This window comes from Roseateles sp. (assembly GCF_039595595.1).
In the GTDB taxonomy this organism is placed as follows: domain Bacteria; phylum Pseudomonadota; class Gammaproteobacteria; order Burkholderiales; family Burkholderiaceae_C; genus Roseateles.
Window position 1 is genome coordinate 44,971 of the sequence record NZ_JBCNLG010000014.1, and the last position, 23,343, is coordinate 68,313.

The following is a 23,343-nucleotide window of genomic DNA, read 5'->3' on the forward strand; positions in this document are numbered from 1 at the left end:
ATCGCGCCGGTGTCCGATGGGTGAAGACGGCCGGCGCGTCAGAAATCGATGCGGGTCTCGCGCCCGTCGCGTTCCAGGACCACGGCCTGCGGCAGCACCGCCGCCAGGCGATGGCCGCTGGGCAGCGTCGCGCCGACGAAGTAGCGCCCGCCGTCCGCGGTGACCAGATGCGGCAGCGCGCCCTGGCTGACCAGCGTGACGATGCGCTTGCCGGGCTCGTTGCCGGTGGACGGCAGCATCGGCGCGGCGGGAGGTGCGGCGGGAGGTGCCGGCTCGGGCGCGGGCTTGGCGGCGGCCGCGGCCGGCGCGGGCGCGCTTGGCGCAGGTGGCGGCGGCAGCACGTCCTGCGGCTTCTGCACGCTCATGGCCACGGGCGCGGGAGCCGGATGGACCGCCGCCTGCGGCGCGGTCGGCAGCGTGACCAGCAGCGACCAGACAAGCCCCGCGACGCCGAGCACCGCGCCACTGCCGGCCAGCCATGCATCCAGGCGGCCGCGCAGCGGCGGCTCGTCCTTGGCGCCGGGATCGTTGTCGCCGGTGTCCCCGCGGTCCTCTTCGCCGAGTCCGGAAGCAGTGCCCGGCGGCTCGTCTGCGGTGGCCAGCGCCCAGATCGGCGTGTCCGTGTCGCCGAACGCGATCGCGAGCGAATCGCCCAGCTGCAGGGGCACCTGACGCGGCCAGTCGAAGCGAGATCCCGCACCATGCAGGTCGCCGTCCATCGCGACCTCGCCGCGCAGCACCTCGCAGCGCGCCGCGCCGTGGGCGAGCGCGCGCAGCCGCAGCCGCACCGGGACCTCGCCGAGCAACTGCAGATCGACGGGCTCGCCGCCGTGCTCGGCGTCATCGCCCACCGTGAGGACCAGCGCGCGGCCCGGCTCCGGCCAGGCGATCGCCGCGCCGGCCTGAGGCCCGCCCAGAACGCGCAGTTCGAGCGGCGAGGCCGGCGGCTGTGGCGCCAGTTCGGGCTCCCGGGCCATGGCGCCGGCGTCGGCGCGGGCTTGCGGATGTCGCGCGTTCATGAGGCGCTCCCGGTGGGGCGGCGCAGGTCGGCCGGCAAGGCGGCATCGGGGCCGCGCGCTGGCGCTGGCGGCGGCAGCGGCGCGGGGTCGACGCGTCCCGGCTCCCGCGCGGGGCTGGTGATGGCGGGCGCGCCCGTGGCCGCCGAAGCCGGCGCGTCGGGCGCCGAGGCCGCCGCGCCGCCGGACGAAGGCGAGGACGAAGGCGAGGGGGAGGGCGAGGGCGAGGGCGGCAGGGGTGAGCCGCCGCCGCGCAGCGCGCTGTCGCCGGCGGGCCGGCCCGCCGGCGCCAGGCGCGGCGTGATCAGGAACATCCGCTCGATGCGGCTGTTGTTCTGCTTGTCGGTGCGGAACAGGTGGCCCAGCACTGGCACGTCGCCCAGCACCGGCACCTTGCTCACGCCGCTGCCGCTGCTGTCGCGCACCATGCCGCCGATCAGCAGGCTCTCGCCCTCGGTGATCAGCGCCTGGGTCTGGATGGTGGAGCGCTCCACCACCGGGATCTGGTCGACCTGGGCCGGCGTGAGGTTGCCGTCCTCGACCTGCACCAGCAGCTTGATGCGGGTGCGGTCGCGATCGGTGAAGACATGGGGCATCACCCGCAGCGAGGTGCCGGCGGTGACGTTGAACAGGTCCACCTGCTCGCGCCCCGCGACCCGCACGTAGAAGGTGGAGCTGCTGTCGAAGATGGCCTCGACGTTGGACAGCGTCAGCACCTGCGGGCTGGAGACGACCTTGGCCGCGCCTTCGTCCTGCAGCGCGCTGATGCGGGCGACGAAGTTGTTGCGGCTGCCCAGCACCGCCGAGATGAAGCCGCCGCGTCCCGAGGGCGTCACGTCGCGCCCGCCGCGCAGGTTCAGGTCGCTGGCGGTGCCGTTGCCGAAGAGGAACTCGCTGCCGCCCGGGCTGGACCAGCGCCAGTTGATGCCGAGCTCACGCATGCGGTCGGTGTTGATGTCGATGACGGTGGCCTCGATCTCGAGCGCCTGCGGCTCGATGTCCAGTGCCTGGATCAGCGAGCCGTAGCGGTCGAGCCGGTCGGGCTGGTCGCGCACGATGATGGCGTTCAGGCGCGGATCGGCCTCGATGCGCGGGCCTGCCAGCGCCACCGGCGCCGCGGCCTGCGGCTCGCGGCCGCGCATCGCGCCGGGGTACTGCATCGCGGCCTGCACGAGTTCGGCCTCGCCACGGGCGCCGTCGCCGCCACCGCCGCCGTAATTGCCGTAGCTGCTCGCGTAGCCGAGCGTGCCGCCCGCCCCACCCGCGCCACTCGCCCCCTTCACGCCGGCGGGCGAGGCCTGCGCGGCCAGGCCTTGGCCGCGCAAACCCGGCACGGTGCTGGCGCGATCGCGCGGACCGGTCTGCGCGCCACCACCCGGCGCGCCGACCAGCGTGCGCAGGATCGACGCGACGCCCGGCACGCTGAAGGGCCGGCCGCCCACCGACATGCTGACGTCCTGCGCCCAGGCGTAGCGCAGGTAGAAGACGCGGAAGTCCTCGCGCCCGACCGCGCCGACGGCCGCCGACACCGGCTGCGTCGGGTCGTTGGCGCGGGTGAGCTCCGCGATCATGTCGATGAACGCGGGATGGCCGCGCGCCACCAGCGTGCCGTCCGCGCCGCGGCGCAGCGTGTTCTGGGCGTCGGTGAGCTTGAGCTCCTCGGCATTGCGCAGCGTGCGCTGCGTGGCCAGCGCGCTGAGCGGAAACTGGCGCTGCTGGGTCTCGCGCGACGGCGCGATGTGCGTGACCAGGCCGTCGTGGAAGACCACCAGCCCGTAGGCGCGCGCGATCTCCTGCAACAGCGTCTGCGCCGGCATGCGAAAGCGCCCGCTGACCTGGCCGCTGAGGTTGGGGCTCAGCGACACCGGCGAGTCGATCTGCGCGAACACGCCTTCGAGGAAGGGACCGAGCGGCTGCTCGCGCGCCGTTGCGATCACCGGCTGCGCGCCCTGGGCCCAGGGCATCGCGCGGGCGTCCGGGCCGATGGACAGGGCCATCGCGGCGATGGCGCCCATCAGCGCCGTGATGACGGGGCGGGGCGGGCGGACGCAGCGCCCATGGCGGTCCAGGGACCGGGACGAGGACGGGGAACGCGGCAGGATCATGGACGGATTCCGGTTCGGGTCGGGGCTCAGGCGGCCCGCAGCATCGGCAGCTCGGGGAGTTCGACGCGCTCGACGACCTCCAGCCGCAGGCTGGCGACGAGTTCATGGAAGGACAGCACCGGCGTGTCGAAGGCCTCGGCCTCGATCAGCTTGCGCACGTGCCAGCGCAGGTCCACCGCGGTGACGATCGCGGCCGCGCCGTGCGCGGCCTGCGCGGACAGCAGCGCGCCGGCGATCTGTTGCGCCAGCGCCGGTTCGATGGACAACTGCGCCACGCCGCCGCTCACGCGCAGGCCCTGGCGCAGCGTCTCTTCCAGCGCCGGCGCCAGCATCAGGCAGCGCAGCACGCCGTCGGGCGCGACCCGGTGGCTGGTCTGGCGCTTGAGCGCGATGCGCGCGAACTCGGTCAGCGTCTGCACGTCCTTCTCTCGCTGGCCCGATTCGGCCAGCGACTCCAGCACGTCGCGCAGGTTGCGGATCGAGACCTCCTCGGCGACCAGGCGGCGCAAGACCTCGGCCACGCGCTGGATCGGCAGCGCGCGCAGCACTTCCTTGACCACGTCGGGCAGCTCGGCCGAGGCCTGGGTCAGCATCGCCGTCGTCTCCTGGATGCCGACGAACAGCGGCGCATGGCGGCGCAGCGTCTGGCGCATGGCCTCGGCCAGCAGCGGCGCGCAGGGCCCGGCCGAGGCTGGCGGCATCGCGCCGGCGGCGACCGGGGTCTCGTAGACCATCAGCTCCCAGGTCTGGCCGTGGCTCGCGTCCCGGCCATGCAGCGCGATGCGCGGCAGCGGCACGCCCAGGTGCAGCTGGAAGTCCGCGACCATGCGGCCCAGCGCCTCGCCGAGCGCGCGGCCATCGTCGCCGCGCAGCGCGGGCGCGGGCAGCAGCAGGAGCAGCGGCAGCGCCGGCGGCAGCTGCGCGGCGGGCGCTTCCTGGATCGCGGGCGGTGCCTCGCGCTTGCCGGCGGGCAGGGCCCGGCCGCGCAGGCGCTCCAGGCGGCGCTGCCAGAGCGGCATCAGCAGCAGGCCGCTCGAGAGCATCAGCAGGCCGAGGAAGAGGAACACCGGCGCCGGGAAGCCCGGCACCATCGAGAACAGCGCGCACACCGCGCCGCCGACCACCAGCACGCGCGGCTTGGCGCCGAGCTGGCGGCGGATGGCGTCGCCGAGATGGCGCTCGTCCTCGTCGGCGGTGCGGGTCACGATCAGGCCCGCGGCCATCGCGCCCAGCAGTGCCGGGATCTGCGCCACCATGCCTTCGCCGATGGACAGGATGGAGTAGGTGTGCAGCGCCTGTCCCACCGCCAGATCCTGCTGCAGCACACCGACCGCCAGGCCGCCGATCAGGTTGATCGCGATGATGACGATGCCGGCGATGGCATCGCCCTTCACGAACTTCATCGCGCCGTCCAGGCTGCCGTGCAGCTTGGATTCGAGCTCCAGATGGCGGCGCTTGCGCCTGGCCTCGTCCTTGTCGATCAGGCCCGAGCGCAGGTCCGAGTCGATCGACAGCTGCTTGCCCGGCATCGCGTCCAGCGAGAAGCGCGCGGCGACCTCGGCCACGCGTTCGGCGCCCTTGGCGATCACGATGAACTGCACCACCGTGATGATCAGGAACACCACCAGCCCGACCACCAGGTTGCCGCCGGCCACCAGCTTGCCGAAGGTGGCGATGATGTGGCCGCCGTCGGCATGCAGCAGGATCTGGCGCGTGGTGGCGATCGACAGCGACAGCCGGAACAGCGTCGTGATCAGCAGCAGGCTGGGGAAGACCGCGAATTCGATCGGCCCGGCGATGTACATCGCCACCAGCAGCAGCAGGACGCCCGAGGCCATGTTGGCCGCCACCAGCAGGTCGATCAGCCACAGCGGCAGCGGCAGCACCATCAGCGCCACGATGGCGATCACGCCGGCCACCAGCAGCAGGTCGACGTAGCGCGACAGCAGCCCCTCGCGGCTCCCGGTGGCGCGATCGAAGTAGGCGTGCAGGCTCATGGCGCAGCGCCGCCCGGGCTCGTGACGGTGACCTCCCGCAGCGCCCGGTAGGCGCGCAGGACCTGCGCGACGTAGTCGCGGGTCTCCGGGTAGTCGGGAATGCGATTGCCGTGGCGCTGCACCGCGCCCTCGCCGGCGTTGTAGGCGGCCAGCACCAGCGGCAGGTCGTTGCCGAAGCGCGCCTGCAGCGTCTTGAGGTAGGCCGCGCTGACCTCGACGTTGAGCGGCGCGGCCATCAGCTCGCGCTGCGGATCGCGCAGGCCGAAGCGCCGCGCCGTGGCGGGCATCACCTGCATCAGGCCGCGCGCGCCGGCCGGCGACACCGCCGCGGCGTTGTGGCGCGACTCGACATGGGCGATCGCGTGCAGCAGCAAGGGGTCGATGTCATGGCGCTCCGCCGCCGCGTTTAACGTTTGCGCCATCGCAAGAATGCGCTGCGTGGCGCTTTGTTTCGCGGGGAATGCGGGCGCGGGGAAGGGCACCCGCGCGGCCGGAAGCACCGATGGCATCGGGGTTTGCGGCGCATCGACCGTTTCCGGGGCCAGACGGCCGGAGCGGTAGCCGGTCGCGTAGAGCTCGAGCTGCGCGGCGCGCGGCGCTTGAACGGGCGCGGCCGCTTCGGCCGCGGCCGCGCCGCTGCAGTAGCGCGCGACCAGGCTGAACTTGGCCGGCGCCAGGTCTTGCCCGAGCGCCGCAAGCCCTGACCCCGGCGCGGCGTCGGGCACCTGGCAATGCACCGTGCCGGCCGCCCGCGCGGACGGCGCGGCGCCCAGCAGCAGTGCCAGCAGGCTGGTCAGGAGCGGTGGAAATGGAATCGTCGAGCGCACCCGAGCGCTGATGAAGCGTTGCGTTGCGGCCCGACCGTTCTGCGTGGAAGGCATCGGTCGTGTTCTCCCTGTTCGGGGCGCACTATTCCGATGCCGGCGCGATTCACCAATAGCTCCAACGGTTAGAAGTAACGGTGTGTTTCAAACCGCGTCGCGATGGCATGGCGCTTGCCATTAAGCGTAGTTGCAAGCGTCAAAACGCGGCATGCCGGGAGGCACCCCCTAAGAAACAGGTGCTTACGTTTGAAACTGGTTGGTCATCCAAGTCCCATGGAATCTGCGTCGAATGTGAACTCTTTCACGCGGAATGACCCTGCCCGGCGGTTGGCGAGCGACCGGGGCGGGGCTTTGTCTCCGCGTCAATCTCAGTTCCAGGAGGACCCGGGAGGATGGCCGACAGCGGTGGCGACAAGACCGAGAAACCCACCCCGAAACGCCTGCTCGATGCGCGCAAGAAGGGCGATGTGCCCAAGAGCCGCGACCTGGTCAGCACGGTCACGCTGCTGGTCTGGGTGCTGCTGTTCGCGGTGCTGATCCGGCCCGCGGCGGACCGGCTGTGGGCGCTCAACGAGCTGCTGTTCATCGCGCTGGAGCGCGGCTGGGACGCGGGCGGCTTCGCGCAGGTGGCGCGCTCGCTGGGCGGCGCGGCGCTGGAGTGCGTCGGCTGGCTGACCGCGGCGCTGCTGCTGCCGGTGGTGGCGGTGGGCCTGCTGACCGACTTCCTGCAGGTCGGCGCGGTGTGGGCGATGGAGAAGGTCTCGCCCAAGCTCGAGCACCTCAACCCCGCCGAGGGCATCAAGCGCATGTTCTCGATGGACAGCCTGATGGAGCTGGTCAAGAACGTGGCGAAGTCGGCGGTGCTGCTCGGACTCGGATGGCTGCTGGTGCGCCACAGCCTGCCGCAGTGGATCGCGCTGCTGCGCCAGGACGGCGGCGGCGCGCGCGCCTTCGGGGACCTGCTCTGGGATGCGACCTGGCGGCTGGGCGCGTGGGCGCTCGGCGCCTTCGTGCTGGTGGCGATGCTGGACACCGCGTGGCAGCGCCACTCGTTCATGAAGAAGATGCGCATGAGCCTGCGCGACATCAAGCAGGAGTTCAAGGACAACGAGGGCGATCCGCTGCTCAAGCAGCAGCGCAAGCAGGCGCATGCGGAGTGGTCGCAGCAGAACTCGTCGCAGGCGGCGCGGGTGGCCAGCGCGCTGGTGGTGAATCCCACGCACATCGCGGTGGCCATCGACTACGACCGCGAGCGCTGTCCGGTGCCGTCGATCTCGGCCAAGGGCGAGGGCGAGGTGGCCGCCGCGATGCGCGCGGCCGCCGAGGAGGCCGGCGTGCCCATCGTGCGCAACGTGCCGCTGGCGCGCGACCTGCTCGCGCGGGCCGAGGTCGGCGAGGCCATTCCGCCGGACCTGTTCGACATCATCGCGGAGGTCATCCTGTGGGCGCGCGAGGTGCGCCGCGACACGCACGGTGATGGGCAGGGCCGGGCGGACGGCATCGCCGCGCCCGGCGAGGACCTCACGGTGCGCCGTCATGGCGGCGTGAATGCGGACAACCCTAGTCGGGACGCGCCCTGACTGCCGACGGTCCTGACTTTCGGCGAAGGGCGCTTGGGACTGAAATGCGTTCCGTCGGCGCCGCGAAGGCTTCCGGAACTCCGGGACCAGGCGGCGCGGGCTTCGAGTTCATCGGCCGCCATGGGGCGACGGGTGATGGTCAACAGAGCAGTCGTCGAGTCCCGGACATCGGGACCGCGGCCTCGACATTCAGGAGAGAAGCAATGTCTGGAGCTTTGAACAGCGTTCTCGGCGGTAGCGGCGGCGGTCTGCTGAGCGCCATCGGTGGTCTGGTCGGCGGCGCCTTCGGCGGCCCCATCGGCGCCATGATCGGCCAGGCGGTCGGCAACCTGCTGCAGGACGCGATCGGCGACGCCGTCAACGGCGCGGTCAACGAGCTGCAAGAGAAGCACGGCATGCCGAAGTTCATCGGCGACGAGATCAAGGACGCCTCGCGCTCGACGCTGGCCGGCCTGCGCGACAACAGCGTCTCGGCCGATCTGCAAGCGGCGGTGAAGTCCGAAGCCGGCGGCGCCTTCGACAAGTTCAAGACCAACCTGCAAGGCAGCCTGGTCGATGAAGTCCTGTCGCAGGTGCGCCGCACCGCCACCGGCGACGACGACTCCGGCGAAGGCGGCTGGCTGCAGGCCATCGCCAAGGCCATGGGCAAGGTGCTGGGCGACAAGGCCAGCCACCTGGTCGGTCTGTCGGCCGAGATGTCCAAGCTGAACAAGAAGACCGGCGACGTGGAGACCGACAAGGCCAACGCCGAGACCTTCAACCAGAAGATGACCGAGTTCCAGGCCACCAGCCAGGAATACAGCATGCTGAACAACACCTTCTCCACGGCGATCAAGTCGCTGGGCGAAGCGCTGGGCTCGATGGCCCGCAAGCAGTAAGGCGCACGACGGCGCGCCCCGGCAACGGGGCGCCGGCCGCGATGGCGGAGGGGGCTGGGCCTCCTCCGCCTTTTCCGTTTCTTCCGCGCCCTCGCATCCCCCCTTGCATCCCCTCGCATTCCTCCCCCGCTTTTCCTCACCAGGTCCGATCCAGGAGTTCCAGACGATGAGCGCACGCACCGACACCCGTTCCCGCCGCACCGACACCGTCTCGCTGAAAGCGACGCTGGCCGGCGTGGCCGCCGCCGTGGCCGTGGCGGCCTGCGGTGGTGGCGGCGGGGACGCCGCGCCGGCACCGCCGCCGGTCTCCGGCACCAATCCGAACGCGCCGGCGCCCGCGCCGGCTCCTGCTCCTGCTCCTGCTCCGGCTCCGGCTCCGGCGCCCGCACCCGCACCCGCACCCGCACCCGCGCCCGCGCCCGCGCCCGCGCCGGGACCCGCGGCGACACCGACCGATCAGGGCCGCCTCATCGTCGACACGAGCGGTGCCGGTCCGGCGCGCATCACGCTGGCCAGCGGCACTGCCGACACGCTGCCGCGCAGTCAGATCGCCGCGTCCTATTCGAGCCTGCCCGACGCCTGGTATGGCGGCTGGGGCGGCACGCTGACGCGTGTGGACGATGCGGGCAACCTGACGATCTTCTCCACCGCGACGATGGCCGACGCCGGCGGCATCAAGGCCGCGGACCTGGCCAACACCGATCAGCCCGACTATCAGAGCCCGGTGCGCGTGTCGCCAAACGGCCAGTACCTGCTGTCCTACTTCAAGGCCAACTACCGCAACAGCGCGCCGTCGATCACGGTGATGGATCGCACGGGCCGCATCGTGGTGTCCGGCTCGAACTACAGCTACGACCGCTTCGCCCATCGCCAGCTGTTCGACTGGCTGCCCGACGGCCGCTACGTCTACCTGGCCGGACCGCGCATCGTGGTGGCCGACCTGGCCGCGGGCGTGGAGACGCCGACGGCGCTGACCTTGCCTGCGGGCGTCGAGACCGATGGCGGCTCGCTGCGCGCGAGCCCCGACGGCACGCAGCTGTTGCTGACGTTGCCGACGACGATCAACGGCACCACCTTCATGCTGCTCTACGTCGTGAACCTCGATGGCACGGGCTGGCGCCAGGTGACCAGGCCCTCGGACCGCGCGGCGACTGCGGGCGCGCGGCTCGCGCATTCAAACGCGGTGTGGTCGCCGGATGGCCGCTGGATCGCGTTCTCGGTGCGAGGAGTGAATCCCGGTGTCCCCGGTTTCAACGAGGTGTGCCAGCCAGTGCTGGTGATACCGTCCAACTTGAACGCGCTCGCCATCGACGGGCTGTCCGATGCCGCGGACGCGAAGCTGACCGTCACCGGCGCCGATGGCGCGAAGAAGGTCATCAACGATTGCGGAGGCTGGGGGATGAGCTGGCAATGATGCAGGGATCGCGCGGAGCCCCTGAACATCGGGGCAGGCGATGGGCGGCAGCCGCGATGCCGGTGTTCATCGGGATCGCCGCGCTGGCCGCGCTCGTTGGCGGCGCCATGCCGGGCGCTTCGGCCGCTTCGGCGGCTTCGGCCCAGCCGGCGAACCTGCCGGGCCGGCTGCTGGTCGAGGACGCTCGCGGGCGGGCCTTCGACACGCGGCTGATCGAGCTGTCCAGCGGCCGCTCGCGCGTGTTGCCACGCAGTCCCGCCGGCGAGGCGCAGAGCAGCGCCGATGTGTGGCAGACGGGCCAGCCTGGCGGCAGCGGCACGCTGGTGCGCACGGACCCGGTGGGCAACCTGTCCTTCTTCGATGCCCGCTCGCTGCGCGAGGACGGCGGCATCGGTCTGCAGCCGCTGCGCCAGCGCGGGCTCGACCCCAAGTTCCGATCGGCCATTCCGTCGCCCGATGGTCAGTTGCTGGCCGGCTACTGGTGGCCCAACGGCGATGGCAAGCCGCGGCTGTTCGTCATCACGCGCGGGCTGAAGCTCGTCGACAACGGCTCGCCGCTGCGCTACCCGACCGAGCGCGCGACGCTGGCCATCGACTGGCTGCCCGATGGCCGCTATGTCTATCTGGCGGGCGACACGCTCGTGGTCGCGCGGCCGGGGGGCGGCATCGTGTCGCAGCGCCGGCTCGCGTTGCCGCGCGCGGTGGATCCCGAAGGCGCGCGCCTGAAGGTCAGCCCCGACGGCCGTCACGTGCTGCTGACGCTGCAGACGCGCGGCGAGGTGCCACTGGGGCTGCTGTTCACCGCGCGCATCGATGGCGGCGGACTCAAGCTGCTGACCGAGCCGGGACCGCGCCTGGCGCGCGGCAACGTGCGGCTGTCCATGCAGGGCGCGACCTGGTCGCCCGATGGGCGCTGGATCGCCTTCGTGGTGCGCGGCGTCAATCCCGGCATGGCCGGCGGCTACGACGCCTGCCGTCCCGTGCTCGTGCTGCCGTTCGACGACAACTCGCATGTCGTCGAAGGCGTCGGTGATGAGGACCGCTATGGCATCCGCGTCGCGGGCGAGGGCGCGCCGCTGAAATCCTGCGGGACCGTCGGCTGGCTGCCTTGAAGGCCATGAAGGCCATGAAGCCTTGAACGACTTGAACAGGGAGACCGAGATGGCTATCCAACGATCCATTCGATCCATTCGAATCACGACGGGCGGCGCCATGAAGGCGGCGCTGGCGGGCGCCGCGCTGCTGGCGATGCTGGCGATGCTGGGCGGGGCGCCGCTGACCGCGCGGGCGCAGGTGCTGGAGCCGTTCCCGGAGCTGCTCGACGAGGCGCTCGGCCGGCCGGCGCCAGGCGCGGGCGCCGCGGTGGGCAGCCAGGCCCCGATCGCCAATGCACCGCCGCGCGTCGAGCAGAACGCGCGCGAGATCGCGCAGCGCTTCCCGAAGGCGCAGCAGGCGGCGATGCAGTCGACGCTGGCGCAGAGCCTGGAGGTCTATCAGAAGCTCGAGGCCAAGTTCGGCTGGCCGCGCAACGACGTGGCCGGCGCGGTGGCGGCCTTCCTGGTGGGCAACTACATGGTGATGAAGGGCGCGCAGGTGGCGGACGAGGACTTCGTCGCCGTCGCGCAGCAGCTGCGCGCGAGCCCGCAGCTGCGCAGCACCCTGGGCCGGCAGTCGCCGCAGGCGCTGCGCGACTTCTACGAGCAGCAGGCGATGGTGGGCACCTTCATGGCGCTGGCGCAGATGTCCAACGAGAAGCAGCCGCTGCCCGCCGACCGGCTGGCCAACCTGCGCGATTCGGCGCGCGCGAACCTGCGCATGGCGCTCAAGCGCGACCCGTCGCAGATGACGATCGGGCCGGCCGGGATGACCGTCGGACCCTGAGCGCGGGCGCGGCGAAGGCTCAGCCCTTGCAGCGGCTGAAGACGCTGCGCGAGGCGTTCAGGTAGTCGATGCGCCAGCCGCGCGGCGTCCAGGCGAGCGTCATGGCGTCGGCGAGGCTCAGGCCGCCCTTGATGCTGCTCACCGGCGGCATGTCGATGCGGGGATCCGCGGGATCGGCCAGCATCTGACCGATCGTGATGCCCTTCACCGGCGCGATCACGTCCGGCAGGCAGCGCGCGCCGGTGCGCATGATCGAGGCCGGTGCCTCCATCACGTCGGGCCCTTCGGCGAACTGGACCTTGGGCAGCGACAGCCGCTGCAGCAGCGCGCCGTCATCGCGCGCGATGGCCTCGCGCAGCGCGCGCCAGAACTGCACCAGCGCGCCCTCGCGGTCGACCGAGCTCGTGCAGCCCTTGGCGCCGGGCGTCAGCGTCGCGGAGGCCGCCAGCGCCAGCGCGCCGCACTGCGCCGGTGACACCGTCACGCGATAGCTCGCGCCGGAACGCGCGACAGTCATCCTGTAGGGCTGGTTGAGCAGCGCGTCATTCCAGGCGAAACGCCAGGAGCCATCGGGCTGCGCGTGCGCGGGTCCTGAACTGGTCACATCGCAGTCGCGCGTGCCGGCGGCGACGGACGCGCCGGCAGCCAGCGGCACGCCATGGCCGTCGAGCCGGACGAAGAAGCGGTTGATGTCATCGGCTGAGCACGACAGCAGCGTGGGCGGCGTGTCGATGTCGGTGGCCGGCTTCGCGGCGCCGCCGGCGCCAGCGGCCGGCGGCGCCGCTTTCGACGGCGCATCGGCGGCGATCGCGGGCGCTGCGGACGCGGTGGCGAGCAGGGGGGCGAGCAGGGCGATGAGGGACAGGCGAGCGTGCATCGGAGAGCGCCGGCCCATCGGCCGGAAAGCGGCGATGCCGGGCAGTATCGGCGCGAGGCGCCGCCTGTCCGGCATCGAGGGGTGACCGCGTGTCGCGGGAAGTGGGGGCGGCGTTCAGTGGCCGGGCGGGCTCAGGGCGCGCGGCGCACCCCGATGGCATCGGAGAGCGCGCGGGTCGAGTAGGTGACCGCATCGGGCCGCGTGCCGTCGGCCTGCAGCTGGCCGCGCTGGTTGCCGCCGAGCACGCGCACCTGCCCATTGGCCAGCACCGCGTCGACGATCGCCACATGGCCCTGCGCCGGGTTGTTGCCGCGCGGGAACACGATGACGTCGCCGGGGCGCACATGCGCGGCGTCGCGGGGCACGGCCTGGCCCCAATTCAGCCAGCTGCGCGCGGCGGCGCTGCCGCTGCCCTGGACACCGGCCTGCTGCATCGACCAGTTGACGAACGAGGAGCACCACGAGGTTTCGTCGTCCTTGGCCTTGAGCGAGGTGGCCTGGTGGTACTCGACGACGCGCGGGTTGTCGCGGGCGCCGCGGATCTCGGTGGTGCCGAGTTCGCCGCGGGCGATCTCCAGCCAGCGCGGCGCGTTGCCCGGGGCCGCCGGGCTCGCGGCGGCGTTCGCGGGCGCCGTGGCCGCGGGGGCGTTGGTCAGCAGGCCCTGGCGAACCAGCGCGGTTTCGACGGCGTTGGTGCGGCGCTGCTGATCGGCGCGGATGACCTGCTGCACCTGGGCTTCCGTCGGCGTGCGGCCGAGCTGGTTGCGCGCGATCGTGACGAAGCCGCTGCCGGCCTGGCCGCCGTTGCTGAGGTGGAAGCGCTCGCCGGTGGCGCGGTCGACGTAGCTGTTGACGCGCAGGTCGGTGAGATGGGCAGCATCGATGGGCTGGCCGCGCAGCGTGTCGAGCTGGTTGAGAAAGCGCTGTGCGGCGGTGGGCGACTGGTTGTAGAGGTCGAGGTAGGCCGAAGCCAGCCGCGCGTTGTTCGGGTCCAGGCCGGCCTGGCGCGCGGCGGCCTCGTAGGCGGGCAGGCGGTCCTGCAGCGTCTGCAGCTGGCGGCGGTCGGCGTCGGCGGGGCTCGAGGCCGCATGCTGGTACGAGAAGGAGCCGCGGTTGTGGGCCGCGTTGCCCGGGTCGGTGTGACCGCCGTAGGCCGCGGTGAAGCCGCCATCGGGGCGGCGGGTGCCTTCGGCGTTGCCGATGACGATCGCGGCGGGCGCGTTGGAGCCCAGCGCCGGATCGGTGAAGCGGCGCAGGTCGATCGACGCGTTGGCGTGACCGGCGATGGGGGCGGCGGCCTGCTGGACGGCCGTGCCGACGGCGGTGTCCACGGAGGCCCGCGCGGCCGATTCGCCGGGCACGGGCGGCGGAGAAGGGCGGTGGATCAGGTCGCCGATGTTCAGCAGGTCGGGGTCCTGGCCGCGGCCGCTGCCCCGATGCGCGCCGAGCTTGCCAGCATCGAACTGCGGGTTGGCGGCGAGCAGCTCCTTGACGCTCACGCCCCAGTGCGCGGCGATGCCGGCCAGGGTCTCGCCGGCGACGACGCGATGGTCGCGCTCCAGACCGGCGGTGGCGACGGGGATCTTCAGCTGCTGGCCGACCTGGAGCCGGTCGGGGTCGGCGGCGCTTCGGCCGGCGTGGCCGTCGGCCAGCCGGGCGTCCATGCCGTTGGCGCGCATCAGCGCTTCGGGCGAGACGCCATGGCGCTGCGCGATGCCGGTGACGGTGTCGCCGCTCTGGACGCGGTAGTTCTGCACTGCACTCATGTCGGACTCCTTGTCTGCCGGCCATTGGAGGACGCCGGCGCGCGCGGTGGAAGTCGGGGGCGTCCGCAATCGGACGGACCGCGGCGCGCGGGAATTAGGGACGGCCCTAGCGCTCGCCGAGGGCCGTCCGCCTGAAGCGCCTGAAGCCGTCTGGGCGCCGGGGATCAGGCGTTCCAGCGCGTCATCGACAGGCTGAAGCTCAGATCCAGGCGGCTGGTCCAGGAGGACGAGGCGTTGCTGGCCGAGCCGGCTTCGTTGAACCAGGGATTGCCGCCCGCGTAGACGCGGCCGCCGTGGCCGGCGTCGTCGCCGCCGAGGCTGCGCAGCAGCAGGCCGGCCATGGCGATGCCGACCAGGCCGCTCATCGAGAACGCGGCGCGGTAGAGGTCGGCCATCTGGGCTTGGGCCTGCGCGGCGGCGCCGCCCTTCTGCAGGTCGGTGGCGTTGATGTAGGACTGGTCGACCTGGCGGAACTGGCCGTTGTTGTCGACGGCGATGAAGCCCTTGCCGAAGGTGTTCTCGTGCAGCGTGTTGCCGTCGGCGACGGCGTTGTCGAGCACGCGGCCCCAGCCTTGCGCTTCCTCGACGTGCAGGTCGCCGACCTTGTTGGTGTCGATGCCGGTGATCTGGGCGGCGTAGTCGCCGCTGGTGATCGTGAGCTTGCTGGCCAGCGTCATGTTGTTGCTGGCGGGCACGGTCTCGACGGTGAGCTTGGTGCCGTCGTCCAGGCGGAAGGTGGTGGTGCCCCAGAAGTCGAACGTGTGCTTGCCGTCGATGTCGACGTGGGGGTCGCCCCAAATGCGGTAGTCCTCGCCGGTGTTCTTGTTGTGGATCTTGATTTCGTTGTTGTCGCCGGCGGTGATGCGGTAGTTGTCGTTCTCGAAGACGGCCTTGCCGCCCTGCATGCTGGTGCTCGCATGGGTGGGGTTGCTGGACAGGACGCCGCCGGGGCCGGTCTGCGCGCTGGTGGCCGACGCGCTGAGCGACGCCGACACGGTGGTGTTGCTGATCATCTCGCTCTCTCCTCTGCTGACAGTGATGGGGCCGGGCGCCGCTGGGCGGCCGGCCCGGTGGTGGTGGAACTGCAGCGAGATTGAAGCGGCTGGCCGGAGGGCGCGAAAGCTGGGAGCGTTCGCAATGCGGTTCGCCCCAACTAGGAACGGCCGCAGTTCCCGGCGGGGGCGGGGACGGGTAGGCTTCGTTCCACTGGCTCGAGCACCCCCATCAAGGGGGCCGACTTTCGAGCGCCCCGAGCGCCCCTGAACGAGTGCCGCCATGACGTCCTTGTCCTCCGCTTCACCGCTGACCGCCGCCGCCGCGCTCGCCACCGACCGCGCGCTTCCTTCCGGCCTGGGCGCCGGTGTTGGCGCGCTGGGCAGCGCGGCGGGTGAGGGAAGGCGGGAGCTGCCGGTCGGCGAAGCGCTGCTCCGGGCGGACGTGGAGCCGCAGGCGCGGGGACTCGGCGTGCAGGCGCACGCGGCGCGGGTGCTGGCGGCGCTGGCCGGCGAACCCGCTTGATGGAACGTGGGGCAGGCGGGCCGGGCTTCGACATGAACGAGCGCGTGCGCGAGCCCGAATGGCGCCGCGCCGCGCAGGCCTTGCTGTCGGGCTGCGTGGACCTGGGCGACGCGGGGCAGCGGCTGGCGCTGCTCGAGCAGGTCTGCCGCGGGCTGGGCGATGCGCTCTATCCGGACTTTCTGACGCTGCTCGCCTATGTGGGGGAGAACGGCGACGCGCAGGCCTGCGCGGTCGTGGCGTCCACGCTGCTGGAGGGATTGCGCAGCGGGCGGATTCCGAGTGGGCGCCGGCAGGCGTGGGGCGGGGCGCGGCAAGGCGGCGCGTGGCGCTCGCTGGGGCCGCTGGAATACCTGTGCGCGCAACAGGAGCCGCCGGACGCGGTGTCCTGGAGCGAAGCGCGCTTCCGGCGCGAGGGCCAAGCTCTGCTTCGGCTGCTGGGCAGCGACGCGGACACGCGGCGGCTCTACATCGAGCGCCTGATGGCGCTGGCGGACGACCCGCTGGAAGGCGGGCTCTCGCGGCAGGCGAGGTCGGGGCTGCGGCGGATGGCGCAGGCGTGGGGCGAAGGGGAAACGCCCGCGGCGGTGTGCGAGCGGTATCTGGAGAGCCTGGCGGAGCCGCGCGGCGGCTTGGGGGCGCTGGCGGCGGGGTTCAGGCGCTGAAGCGATCCTTACGGAACGAAGACCGGTCCCAGTAGACCGTCCGAGGGGGCAGCGGCGAGCCGATCAAAGGTCGCTGAGTTTGTCGACGCCTGAAGCCGGATACCGTATCTCGATAAATCCTCAGGCCTCACGAGCAGCCAATCCCGGGGTTTTCCATCCTTGGCGCCACGGTCAGGATGCTGGGAACGGATGATGATTTCCTTGAGGCGCGGATACTTGGACATGTATTCTTCGTCCAGGCGCGCAACCCGCCAGAGCGTCAAATAACCGGACAGCCCCCATTGCATGACGCCGTCAATGAGCGATGACTGCTGGAAACACGCCCATGGGCTGCCGTGGAATCCAATGGTTGCATTGATCAAACTGACCTCTCTGGCCGCCGGCAGCAGGTAATTGGCGCAGGCGGACATGCAGAATCCAGCGATCCGCAATGAGAGCTGAGAGGTTTCCAGAATGTGGGCGACGCGCATGGCGGCAACCGCATCGCCGCCAAAGCTGTTGACTTCGATGAACTTGATTTCAGGAGTTTCACGGATTCTGCGGATCAACGCCTCCGGAGTGCTCGCGTCGATCCGGCCTTCGAGACGGATGACATCGCCTCCGGAAGACTTGAAACTACTCAGACGAGCGATCGGGCCAACGGCTTGGAAATACTCGTGTGTGGCCGCTGCGCCACCGGCCGATTGCTGGAAGGAGTGAATCCTCCTGGCGACTTCGAGTTCGTTCGGTGGCGATTGGCCACAGAGTCCGACATGAATTCTTGCTGTGTCATCCGGCGTCGCGAAAACTCCCGGTGAAAGCATCGAAAGGGCGATCAGGAAAAGGATATTTTGCGGCGCTTTCATTCTCTTTTCGGAAGGCGTCTTGCTGAATCGCTGGCTCTTTGCCGAGACTGGATGCTAATCGGAAGGGCGATATTCGGTGTTAAGTCGTTGTCGTGATTGATCGCCCGCCCGGTGACCAATGGGTTGGATATCGATGCGCCGGATCGCGTAGACTGCCTCGCCTTTTCGACTGGTGGCATCCGAAGGAGTGAGATGACGGTTCAGATGGACTCCGCCGTGGAGCAGCAGGTTTGGGCAGTGCGCCGCGCGCTACCGTCGGATGCCGAGCAGATCGCCGCGCATGCGTGTTATCGGGAGGATGACGCCGCGCGGCGCGCTGGCTATGCGGAATGGGTGCGGCCTCGCATAGGCAGCCGCCGCTACATCGGCTTTCTCGCCATGCACGAGGGCCGGGTGATCGGCGGTGCGGGTGTCGTGTTGCTGGACTGGGGGCCGACGCGGGCGAATCCCGGTGGCCAGATGGGGCGCGTCGCCAATGTCTTCACCGACGAGGCGTTCCGCGGCCGGGGCATTGCGACGGACCTCGTCGCGCGCGCGATGACGGCCTGCGAGGCGCTCGGCGTTCGCGAGTTCAACCTCGGCGCGACGCCGGAGGGCAAGGGCCTGTATCGATCGCTGGGGTTCGTCGAGTACCCGGCGGAGATGCGGCGGAAATGCGGCGGCGCGTGACGCCGGCACCATGAAAAACGGCGCCCCTCGGGGCGCCGTTCTGACGAATGAGCTGTCCGCTCAGGCCGGCTTGACCAGCAGCGAGCGCGCCCAGGCGTCCGCTTCGCGGGCCGGCGTCTGGCCGCTCGCCTTGACCCGCTCCAGCAGCTCCGCCACGCGGCCGCGGATCTGGCCGACTTCAGCCATCACCGCGCTTTCCTCGCCTTCGTTGCGGTACTCACGCGCCACGCTGATGATGCCGCCCGCGTTCACCAGGTAGTCCGGCAGGTAGGTGATGCCGCGCGCCTGCAGCGCGTCGCCATCGGCCGCCGTCGCCAGCTGGTTGTTGGCCGCGCCCGCGATCAGCCGCGCCTTCAGCGCGGGAATCGACTGCGCGTTCAGCGTCGCGCCCAGCGCGCACGGCGCCACCACGTCGACATCGGCCGCCAGGATCTCCGTCACGCCCACCGCCTTCGCGCCCAGCTCGGCCTGCGCGCGCGCGACCTTCTCGGCGTTGACGTCCGCCACCACCAGCGTCGCGCCCGCCCGGTGCAGGTACTCGGCCAGGTGCCAGCCCACCGCGCCCAGGCCCTGCAGCGCCACGCGCACGCCTTCCAGCGAGTCGCGGCCCAGCACGCGCTTGACGCCTTCGTCGATCGACACGAACACGCCGTACGCGGTCTTCGGGCTCGGATCGCCACCGAAGGCGCCGTCACGCGGAATCCCCGACACATACGAGGTGTGGGCCATCATGCCCTTCATGTCGGCCGTCGTCGTGCCGACGTCCTCGGCCGTGATGTACGCGCCTTGCAGCGACTGCACCGCGCGGCCGAAGGCCGCGAACAGCGCCGCGCGATCGAACTCGCCCTGCGGCTTCAGGATCACCGCCTTGCCGCCGCCGAAGGGCAGGTTGGCCAGCGCGTTCTTCAGGCTCATGCCTTGCGACAGGCGCAGCGCGTCATTCAGCGCGGCCAGCTCGTTGTCGTAGCTCCAGAAGCGGCAGCCGCCGAAGGCCGGGCCGCGCGCGGTGCTGTGCACCGCCAGGATCGCCTTCAGGCCAGTCACCGGATCGGCGGCCAGCAGCACGCGTTCGTGCGGGGCCTGGTCGGGCAGACCGAAGAGCGAGGAGGGGAGGGAGTCGGACGAGCCAGCGGCCAGCGCGCGGGCGATGTCGGTCAAGGCGTTCATGTCGGAGCCTGCACTTGTGATGCTTGATGAGAACCGGCCCATCGTGGGCCGGCGGGGTGTCGCGCGCTTGTGGCGCGCAAGTTCGACAGTGTAAGCCGCCGCGCCCCGGCCGCCTCGGCCGACAACCCCAGGCGCCGCCGGGTCGCCGGGCCTGGCGCGATCAGCAGGGCGTCATTTGCCCATGAAGGCGTCGGCGCGCAGCGTCACCACCAGGGTGTCGCGATGTCCCCCGTGAGCGGGTTCGATCGGCTGGATGGGGGTGGTCTCGTGGATGACGCGCTCATCGTCGAGCAGCAGCAGCGTCCAGGGCTCCATCATCGTGAAGCGCTGGCCGCGCGGACCGTCAGCCTCGAACACGCGCGATTCGCCGCCCTTGATGCCATGTCTGGCCAGCATGAACACCGCCACCAGATCCACGCCATCACGATGTGCGCCTTCCGGCGTCGGGCGGCCGATGCCCCCGGCGGTGTCGATGCGGAACTGATGCGCTTCGACGAACCACGGCCGCGCGCCCTTGAGCCGGTCCGCCACGCCCGCCAGACCCAGCAGCAGCCGCGGCCAGATCGGCAGGTCGATCGCCGCCGCATCCATCGGCTCGAACCAGCGCTCGATGCCGCCGTGCAGCGCGTTGTAGTCCACCGGCTGCCAGTGCGCGCGATGCGGCGCCAGGCGCACTGCCGGGTCGGCCTGCGAGTCGACCACGAAGCTCGCATGCCGCCTGAAACGGTAGCGGCCGCCGTCGCGCAGGTAGGCGTCGGGGGGCAGGTCGTTCCAGTACTGCTGCAGCCCGCGCAGGTCACCGGTCTGGCAGTGCAGCCAATGCGTCAGGCTCTCCGGCGCGATGACGGTGTGACCAAGGTCCTGCAGTTGCTGCTCGAACTGCGCGGCGCTGGAGTAGGGCGGCGGGAAATGCTTCATGGCCGGCAGTATGGAACGGCGCGCGCCCGATGGCACATGTCACGCCGTGAGCAGGGAGTTCGACGTGCGTTAAGCGTGGCGTCAGCCGCCGTGTTTGTCCAATTCGGAGGTGAACGCGTCGGCATAGAACTCCTCTGGCGGCAGACCACAGCGCGCGACGAAATCGCGCTGCGCGGACTCCACCATCACCGGCGCGCCGCAGGCGTAGATCTGGTGCCTGGAGAGGTCCGGGAGGTCGGCCATCACCACCTGATGGACGAAACCGGTGCGGCCGGTCCAGCCATCCTCGGCCTTGGGCTCGGACAGCACCGGCACGTAGCGCAGCGTCGGCATCGCGGCGGCGGCGGCCTCGGCCCAGTCGTTCAGATAAAGGTCGGCCTTGGAACGGCAGCCCCAGTACAGCGTCACCGGCCGCGTGATGCCCTGGTCCTGGATGCGCTCCAGGATCGCCTTGATCGGCGCGAAGCCGGTGCCCGACGCCAGCAGCACGATCGGCTTGTCGCTGTCCTCGCGCAGGAAGAACGAGCCGAACGGCCCCTCCATGCGCAGGATGTCCTTCTCCTTCATCGCGCCGAACACGTGGTCGGTGAACTTGCCGCCGGCCATGTGGCGGATGTGCAGCTCGATCGCGGGCGGCGTGCCGAGCCGGCTCGGCGCGTTGGCCATCGAGTAGCTGCGCCGCGCGCCGTCGCGCAGGATGAACTCGACGTACTGGCCGGCGCGGAACTGCAGGTTCTGGTTGGCCGGCAGCTGCAGCTTGACGACCGCCACGTCAACGGCGGGCTTCTCGATCGTGATCACGCGGCTGGGCAGCTTCAGCACCGGGAACTCGCCGGCGCCCGGCACCGTGCGGGCCTCGAGCGTGCAATCCATCTGCGGCTTCGCGCAGCAGGTCAGGATCATGCCGGCGGCCTCCTCCTCGGGCGACAGCGCCTTGGACTGGTGCTCGCCATGCACGACCTGGCCATCGACCAGCTTGCTCTTGCAGGAGCCGCAGGCGCCGTCCTTGCAGCCGTATGGCAGGCCGATGCCCTGGCGGATGGCGGCGGCCAGCAGGGTTTCGTCGTCGTCGACGGAGAAGTTGCGGCCGGCGGGCAGGACGGTGACCTGGAAGCTCATGATGCGGAGTCGGCGCGGACTGTGAGCCGCGCGAAGTCGAGGAGTGAAGGAGGCGGAAGCGACACGGCCCGCGCGGTCCATGGACCGGGCGCGAGCCGTAAACTGATCCGCCATTTTGCCCCAGCCCGTCTTGCGCGCCCTCATGCCAGGTTCCAATCCCGCGTCGCCCCCCCGTCTTCGCCGCGCCCGCCGCGGCCGCCTGTTGATCATCGGCTGCGGCGACGTCGGCATGCGGGTGCTGCGGCTACTGGCCGGGCGCTGGACGGTCTTCGCGCTGACCAGCAGCAGCGCGCGCGTGGCGGCGCTGAGATCCGCGGGCGCGATTCCGCTGATCGGCAACCTGGAGGACGCGGCCGCGCTCGGCCGGCTGGCCGGACTCGCGGACCGCGTGCTCCATCTGGCGCCGCCCGCCATGCAGGGCCGCACCGACGAGCGCACCCGGCGCCTGCTGCAGGCGCTGTCGCGTTCAGCAGCGCCCAGGCATCTGGTGTATGCGAGCACCAGCGGCGTGTACGGCGATTGCGGCGGCGCGCGCATCGACGAGACGCGGCGGCCCAATCCCTCGAACGACCGCGCCTGGCGGCGCGTCGATGCCGAGGCGCAGTTGCGTCAGTGGGGCCGCGTGACCGGCTGCCCGGTGACGATCCTGCGGGTGCCCGGCATCTACGCGCTGAACCGCGAGGGCGGCCATCCGAAGGAGCGGCTCGGCAAAGGGCTGCCGGTGCTCGCGCGCGAGGACGACGTCTACACGAATCACATCCAGGCGGACGATCTGGCGCGCGCCTGCGTGCTGGCGCTGATGCGCGGGCCCGCCCAGCGCGTGATCCACGCCTGCGACGACAGCGAGCTCCCGATGGGCGACTACTTCGACCTCGCGGCGGATCTGTGCGGCCTGCCGCGGCCGGCGCGCGTGGCCCGCGCGCAGGCCGCGAGCGTGTTCTCGCCGATGCAGATGAGCTTCATGAACGAATCGCGCCGCATGGACAACGGCCGCCTCAAACGGGAGCTGCGCCAGCGCCTGCGCTACCCGACGCCGGCGGACGGGCTGCTCGCGATCGAGACCTGACCCCCGCGCCGGCGGAGCGGGCCGCGCTCAGCGTCTGCGCCCGCTGCGCCAGTGGTTGATCATCAGCCAGGCGCCCAGCATCCCGCCCAGGTGGGCGAAGTGCGCGATCCCGCTGCCGCCCGAGAACCCGAGGATCAGCTCGATCGCGCCGAAGATGGCCACGAAGATCTTGGCCTTCATCGGGATGGGCGGGAACAGCGGCATGATGATCCGGTCCGGGAAGCGCAGCCCGTAGGCCAGCAGCAGGCCGAACAGCGCGCCGGAGGCGCCGACCGTCGGCGCGTAGCTGCTGGTCACCAGCGTGAACACGAGCTGGGCGGCCGCGCCGGTCAGCGCGCTGGCGAGCAGCAGCAGCAGGTAGCGCGAGCGGCCGTAGATGATCTCCAGCTCCGAGCCGAACATCCACAGCCCCAGCATGTTGAAGAACAGGTGCAGCGTGTCGCCGTGCAGGAAGGCATAGGTGACGGGCTGCCACAGTTCGAAGCGGCCCGAGTTCAACGGCCACAAGGCCGCCAGGGCCAGGGTCGTGCCGTAGGCGCCGCCGGGCAGCAGCTGGAGCAGACAGAACAGGCCCACGCAGAACAGCATGAGGGCCTTGGTCACCGGAGGAATGGTGGGCATGGATCGGCGTCTTCAGATGGCGCCGTGCGGCGCGTGGGAAGGCGCAATGGTCATGTCAGCCAATGCGTTCGGGCGAGTGTAGCCGCGCCCCGGGGTCTCGCCGCCCATGAAACTGAGGCCGGGCTGAAGCCGATCCCGTGAAGCCGGTCCCGATGACGCGCCCCCGAATCGCCGCGCCCGAACGGACGCAGGCAAGGCTTGACACCCGCCGAAGGGGGGCGTGACTTGACGCGGCGGGGAAGCGGGGGGGAAGAGAGAGAAGAACGCTGAGAGTGGTGCCCGGAGTCGGACTCGAACCGACACGCCTTGCGGCGGGGGATTTTGAGTCCCCTGCGTCTACCGATTTCGCCATCCGGGCTCATCAGCGACACGGCCCTTCGTCTGCAGGAGAGGCGAGGGGCCGCGAAAGAAAAGCATTAT

At 71.1% G+C, this 23,343-nt stretch carries 21 protein-coding genes and 1 tRNA gene; 9 read left to right on the plus strand and 13 right to left on the minus strand.

The window, feature by feature from the left end; all coding sequences use genetic code 11:
* Window positions 1-38: 38 nt before the first annotated feature.
* Genes ABDW61_RS16895 through ABDW61_RS16910 form a run of 4 tightly spaced genes read right to left on the minus strand, consistent with a single transcriptional unit; the run spans window position 39 to window position 5,999 of the window.
* The gene (locus ABDW61_RS16895; protein ID WP_343640282.1) at window positions 39-1,019 is read right to left on the minus strand and encodes a hypothetical protein; all 981 of its coding nucleotides are present in this window, start codon (window positions 1,017-1,019) and stop codon (window positions 39-41) included.
* Entirely contained in the window at window positions 1,016-3,121 is a 2,106-nt protein-coding gene (gene sctC / locus ABDW61_RS16900; RefSeq protein ID WP_343640284.1) for a type III secretion system outer membrane ring subunit SctC, read from the minus strand. Before sctC ends, ABDW61_RS16895 begins: the two co-directional genes overlap by 4 nt.
* 26 nt (window positions 3,122-3,147) lie before the next feature.
* The gene (locus ABDW61_RS16905) at window positions 3,148-5,118 is read right to left on the minus strand and encodes an FHIPEP family type III secretion protein (RefSeq protein WP_343640286.1); all 1,971 of its coding nucleotides are present in this window, start codon (window positions 5,116-5,118) and stop codon (window positions 3,148-3,150) included.
* Window positions 5,115-5,999 carry a lytic transglycosylase domain-containing protein gene (locus tag ABDW61_RS16910; protein WP_343640287.1) on the minus strand — a complete coding sequence of 295 codons (885 nt, stop codon included), beginning with the start codon at window positions 5,997-5,999 and terminating at the stop codon, window positions 5,115-5,117. The genes ABDW61_RS16905 and ABDW61_RS16910 overlap by 4 nt, the downstream gene beginning before the upstream one ends.
* Window positions 6,000-6,334: 335 nt before the next feature.
* Here ABDW61_RS16910 and sctU point away from each other — a divergent pair, with 335 nt between their 5' ends.
* The 5 genes from sctU to ABDW61_RS16935 all read left to right on the plus strand — a co-directional run bounded on the left by sctU (window position 6,335) and on the right by ABDW61_RS16935 (window position 11,695).
* Window positions 6,335-7,522: a type III secretion system export apparatus subunit SctU gene (gene sctU / locus ABDW61_RS16915; protein WP_343640288.1), complete on the plus strand. Its 1,188-nt coding sequence runs from the start codon at window positions 6,335-6,337 to the stop codon at window positions 7,520-7,522.
* A gap of 203 nt (window positions 7,523-7,725) precedes the next feature.
* A complete protein-coding gene (locus ABDW61_RS16920) occupies window positions 7,726-8,400 on the plus strand; it encodes a hypothetical protein (RefSeq protein WP_343640289.1) in 675 nt (224 codons plus the stop codon).
* A 166-nt stretch (window positions 8,401-8,566) separates the two neighbouring features.
* A complete protein-coding gene (locus ABDW61_RS16925; RefSeq protein WP_343640290.1) occupies window positions 8,567-9,814 on the plus strand; it encodes a hypothetical protein in 1,248 nt (415 codons plus the stop codon).
* Between the two features lie 56 nt (window positions 9,815-9,870).
* Window positions 9,871-10,926 carry a hypothetical protein gene (locus ABDW61_RS16930; protein ID WP_343640291.1) on the plus strand — a complete coding sequence of 352 codons (1,056 nt, stop codon included), beginning with the start codon at window positions 9,871-9,873 and terminating at the stop codon, window positions 10,924-10,926.
* Between the two features lie 49 nt (window positions 10,927-10,975).
* Window positions 10,976-11,695 carry a DUF6683 family protein gene (locus tag ABDW61_RS16935; RefSeq protein WP_343640292.1) on the plus strand — a complete coding sequence of 240 codons (720 nt, stop codon included), beginning with the start codon at window positions 10,976-10,978 and terminating at the stop codon, window positions 11,693-11,695.
* 19 nt (window positions 11,696-11,714) lie between these two features.
* Here the strand turns inward: ABDW61_RS16935 and ABDW61_RS16940 are convergent, their stop codons facing one another.
* From ABDW61_RS16940 to ABDW61_RS16950, 3 genes are all read right to left on the minus strand, one after another.
* On the minus strand, window positions 11,715-12,572 hold the full coding sequence (locus ABDW61_RS16940) for a hypothetical protein (RefSeq protein WP_343640293.1): 858 nt from the start codon (window positions 12,570-12,572) through the stop codon (window positions 11,715-11,717).
* 131 nt (window positions 12,573-12,703) lie between these two features.
* Window positions 12,704-14,338: a TIGR02594 family protein gene (locus ABDW61_RS16945; RefSeq protein WP_343640294.1), complete on the minus strand. Its 1,635-nt coding sequence runs from the start codon at window positions 14,336-14,338 to the stop codon at window positions 12,704-12,706.
* Between the two features lie 164 nt (window positions 14,339-14,502).
* Window positions 14,503-15,351: a DUF1521 domain-containing protein gene (locus ABDW61_RS16950; RefSeq protein ID WP_343640295.1), complete on the minus strand. Its 849-nt coding sequence runs from the start codon at window positions 15,349-15,351 to the stop codon at window positions 14,503-14,505.
* Between the two features lie 262 nt (window positions 15,352-15,613).
* Between ABDW61_RS16950 and ABDW61_RS16955 the strand changes: the two genes are divergently transcribed.
* A complete protein-coding gene (locus tag ABDW61_RS16955) occupies window positions 15,614-15,856 on the plus strand; it encodes a hypothetical protein (RefSeq protein ID WP_343640296.1) in 243 nt (80 codons plus the stop codon).
* Window positions 15,856-16,518 carry a hypothetical protein gene (locus ABDW61_RS16960; protein ID WP_343640297.1) on the plus strand — a complete coding sequence of 221 codons (663 nt, stop codon included), beginning with the start codon at window positions 15,856-15,858 and terminating at the stop codon, window positions 16,516-16,518. Before ABDW61_RS16955 ends, ABDW61_RS16960 begins: the two co-directional genes overlap by 1 nt.
* An 8-nt stretch (window positions 16,519-16,526) precedes the next feature.
* Here ABDW61_RS16960 and ABDW61_RS16965 read toward each other — a convergent pair whose 3' ends face one another.
* A complete protein-coding gene (locus ABDW61_RS16965) occupies window positions 16,527-17,363 on the minus strand; it encodes a hypothetical protein (RefSeq protein WP_343640298.1) in 837 nt (278 codons plus the stop codon).
* A gap of 192 nt (window positions 17,364-17,555) precedes the next feature.
* Here ABDW61_RS16965 and ABDW61_RS16970 point away from each other — a divergent pair, with 192 nt between their 5' ends.
* Window positions 17,556-18,032, plus strand: a complete 477-nt coding sequence (locus tag ABDW61_RS16970) for a GNAT family N-acetyltransferase (protein WP_343640299.1) — start codon at window positions 17,556-17,558, stop codon at window positions 18,030-18,032.
* Window positions 18,033-18,092: 60 nt separating this feature from the next.
* Here ABDW61_RS16970 and ABDW61_RS16975 read toward each other — a convergent pair whose 3' ends face one another.
* From ABDW61_RS16975 to ABDW61_RS16985, 3 genes are all read right to left on the minus strand, one after another.
* Window positions 18,093-19,199 (minus strand): Glu/Leu/Phe/Val dehydrogenase dimerization domain-containing protein, encoded by a 1,107-nt coding sequence (locus tag ABDW61_RS16975; protein WP_343640300.1) that lies wholly within the window; start codon window positions 19,197-19,199, stop codon window positions 18,093-18,095.
* A gap of 171 nt (window positions 19,200-19,370) precedes the next feature.
* Window positions 19,371-20,117: a 2OG-Fe dioxygenase family protein gene (locus tag ABDW61_RS16980; protein ID WP_343640302.1), complete on the minus strand. Its 747-nt coding sequence runs from the start codon at window positions 20,115-20,117 to the stop codon at window positions 19,371-19,373.
* An 81-nt stretch (window positions 20,118-20,198) separates the two neighbouring features.
* Complete coding sequence (locus ABDW61_RS16985; RefSeq protein WP_343640304.1) at window positions 20,199-21,236, minus strand: CDP-6-deoxy-delta-3,4-glucoseen reductase; 1,038 nt, start codon at window positions 21,234-21,236, stop codon at window positions 20,199-20,201.
* Window positions 21,237-21,378: 142 nt separating this feature from the next.
* Here ABDW61_RS16985 and ABDW61_RS16990 point away from each other — a divergent pair, with 142 nt between their 5' ends.
* Window positions 21,379-22,302, plus strand: a complete 924-nt coding sequence (locus ABDW61_RS16990; protein ID WP_343640305.1) for an SDR family oxidoreductase — start codon at window positions 21,379-21,381, stop codon at window positions 22,300-22,302.
* Window positions 22,303-22,329: 27 nt separating this feature from the next.
* On the opposite strand, the gene ABDW61_RS16995 is transcribed toward ABDW61_RS16990, so the two are convergent.
* Window positions 22,330-22,923: a rhomboid family intramembrane serine protease gene (locus tag ABDW61_RS16995; RefSeq protein WP_343640306.1), complete on the minus strand. Its 594-nt coding sequence runs from the start codon at window positions 22,921-22,923 to the stop codon at window positions 22,330-22,332.
* Window positions 22,924-23,196: 273 nt separating this feature from the next.
* Window positions 23,197-23,281, minus strand: a tRNA-Leu gene (locus ABDW61_RS17000).
* Window positions 23,282-23,343: the final 62 nt, after the last annotated feature.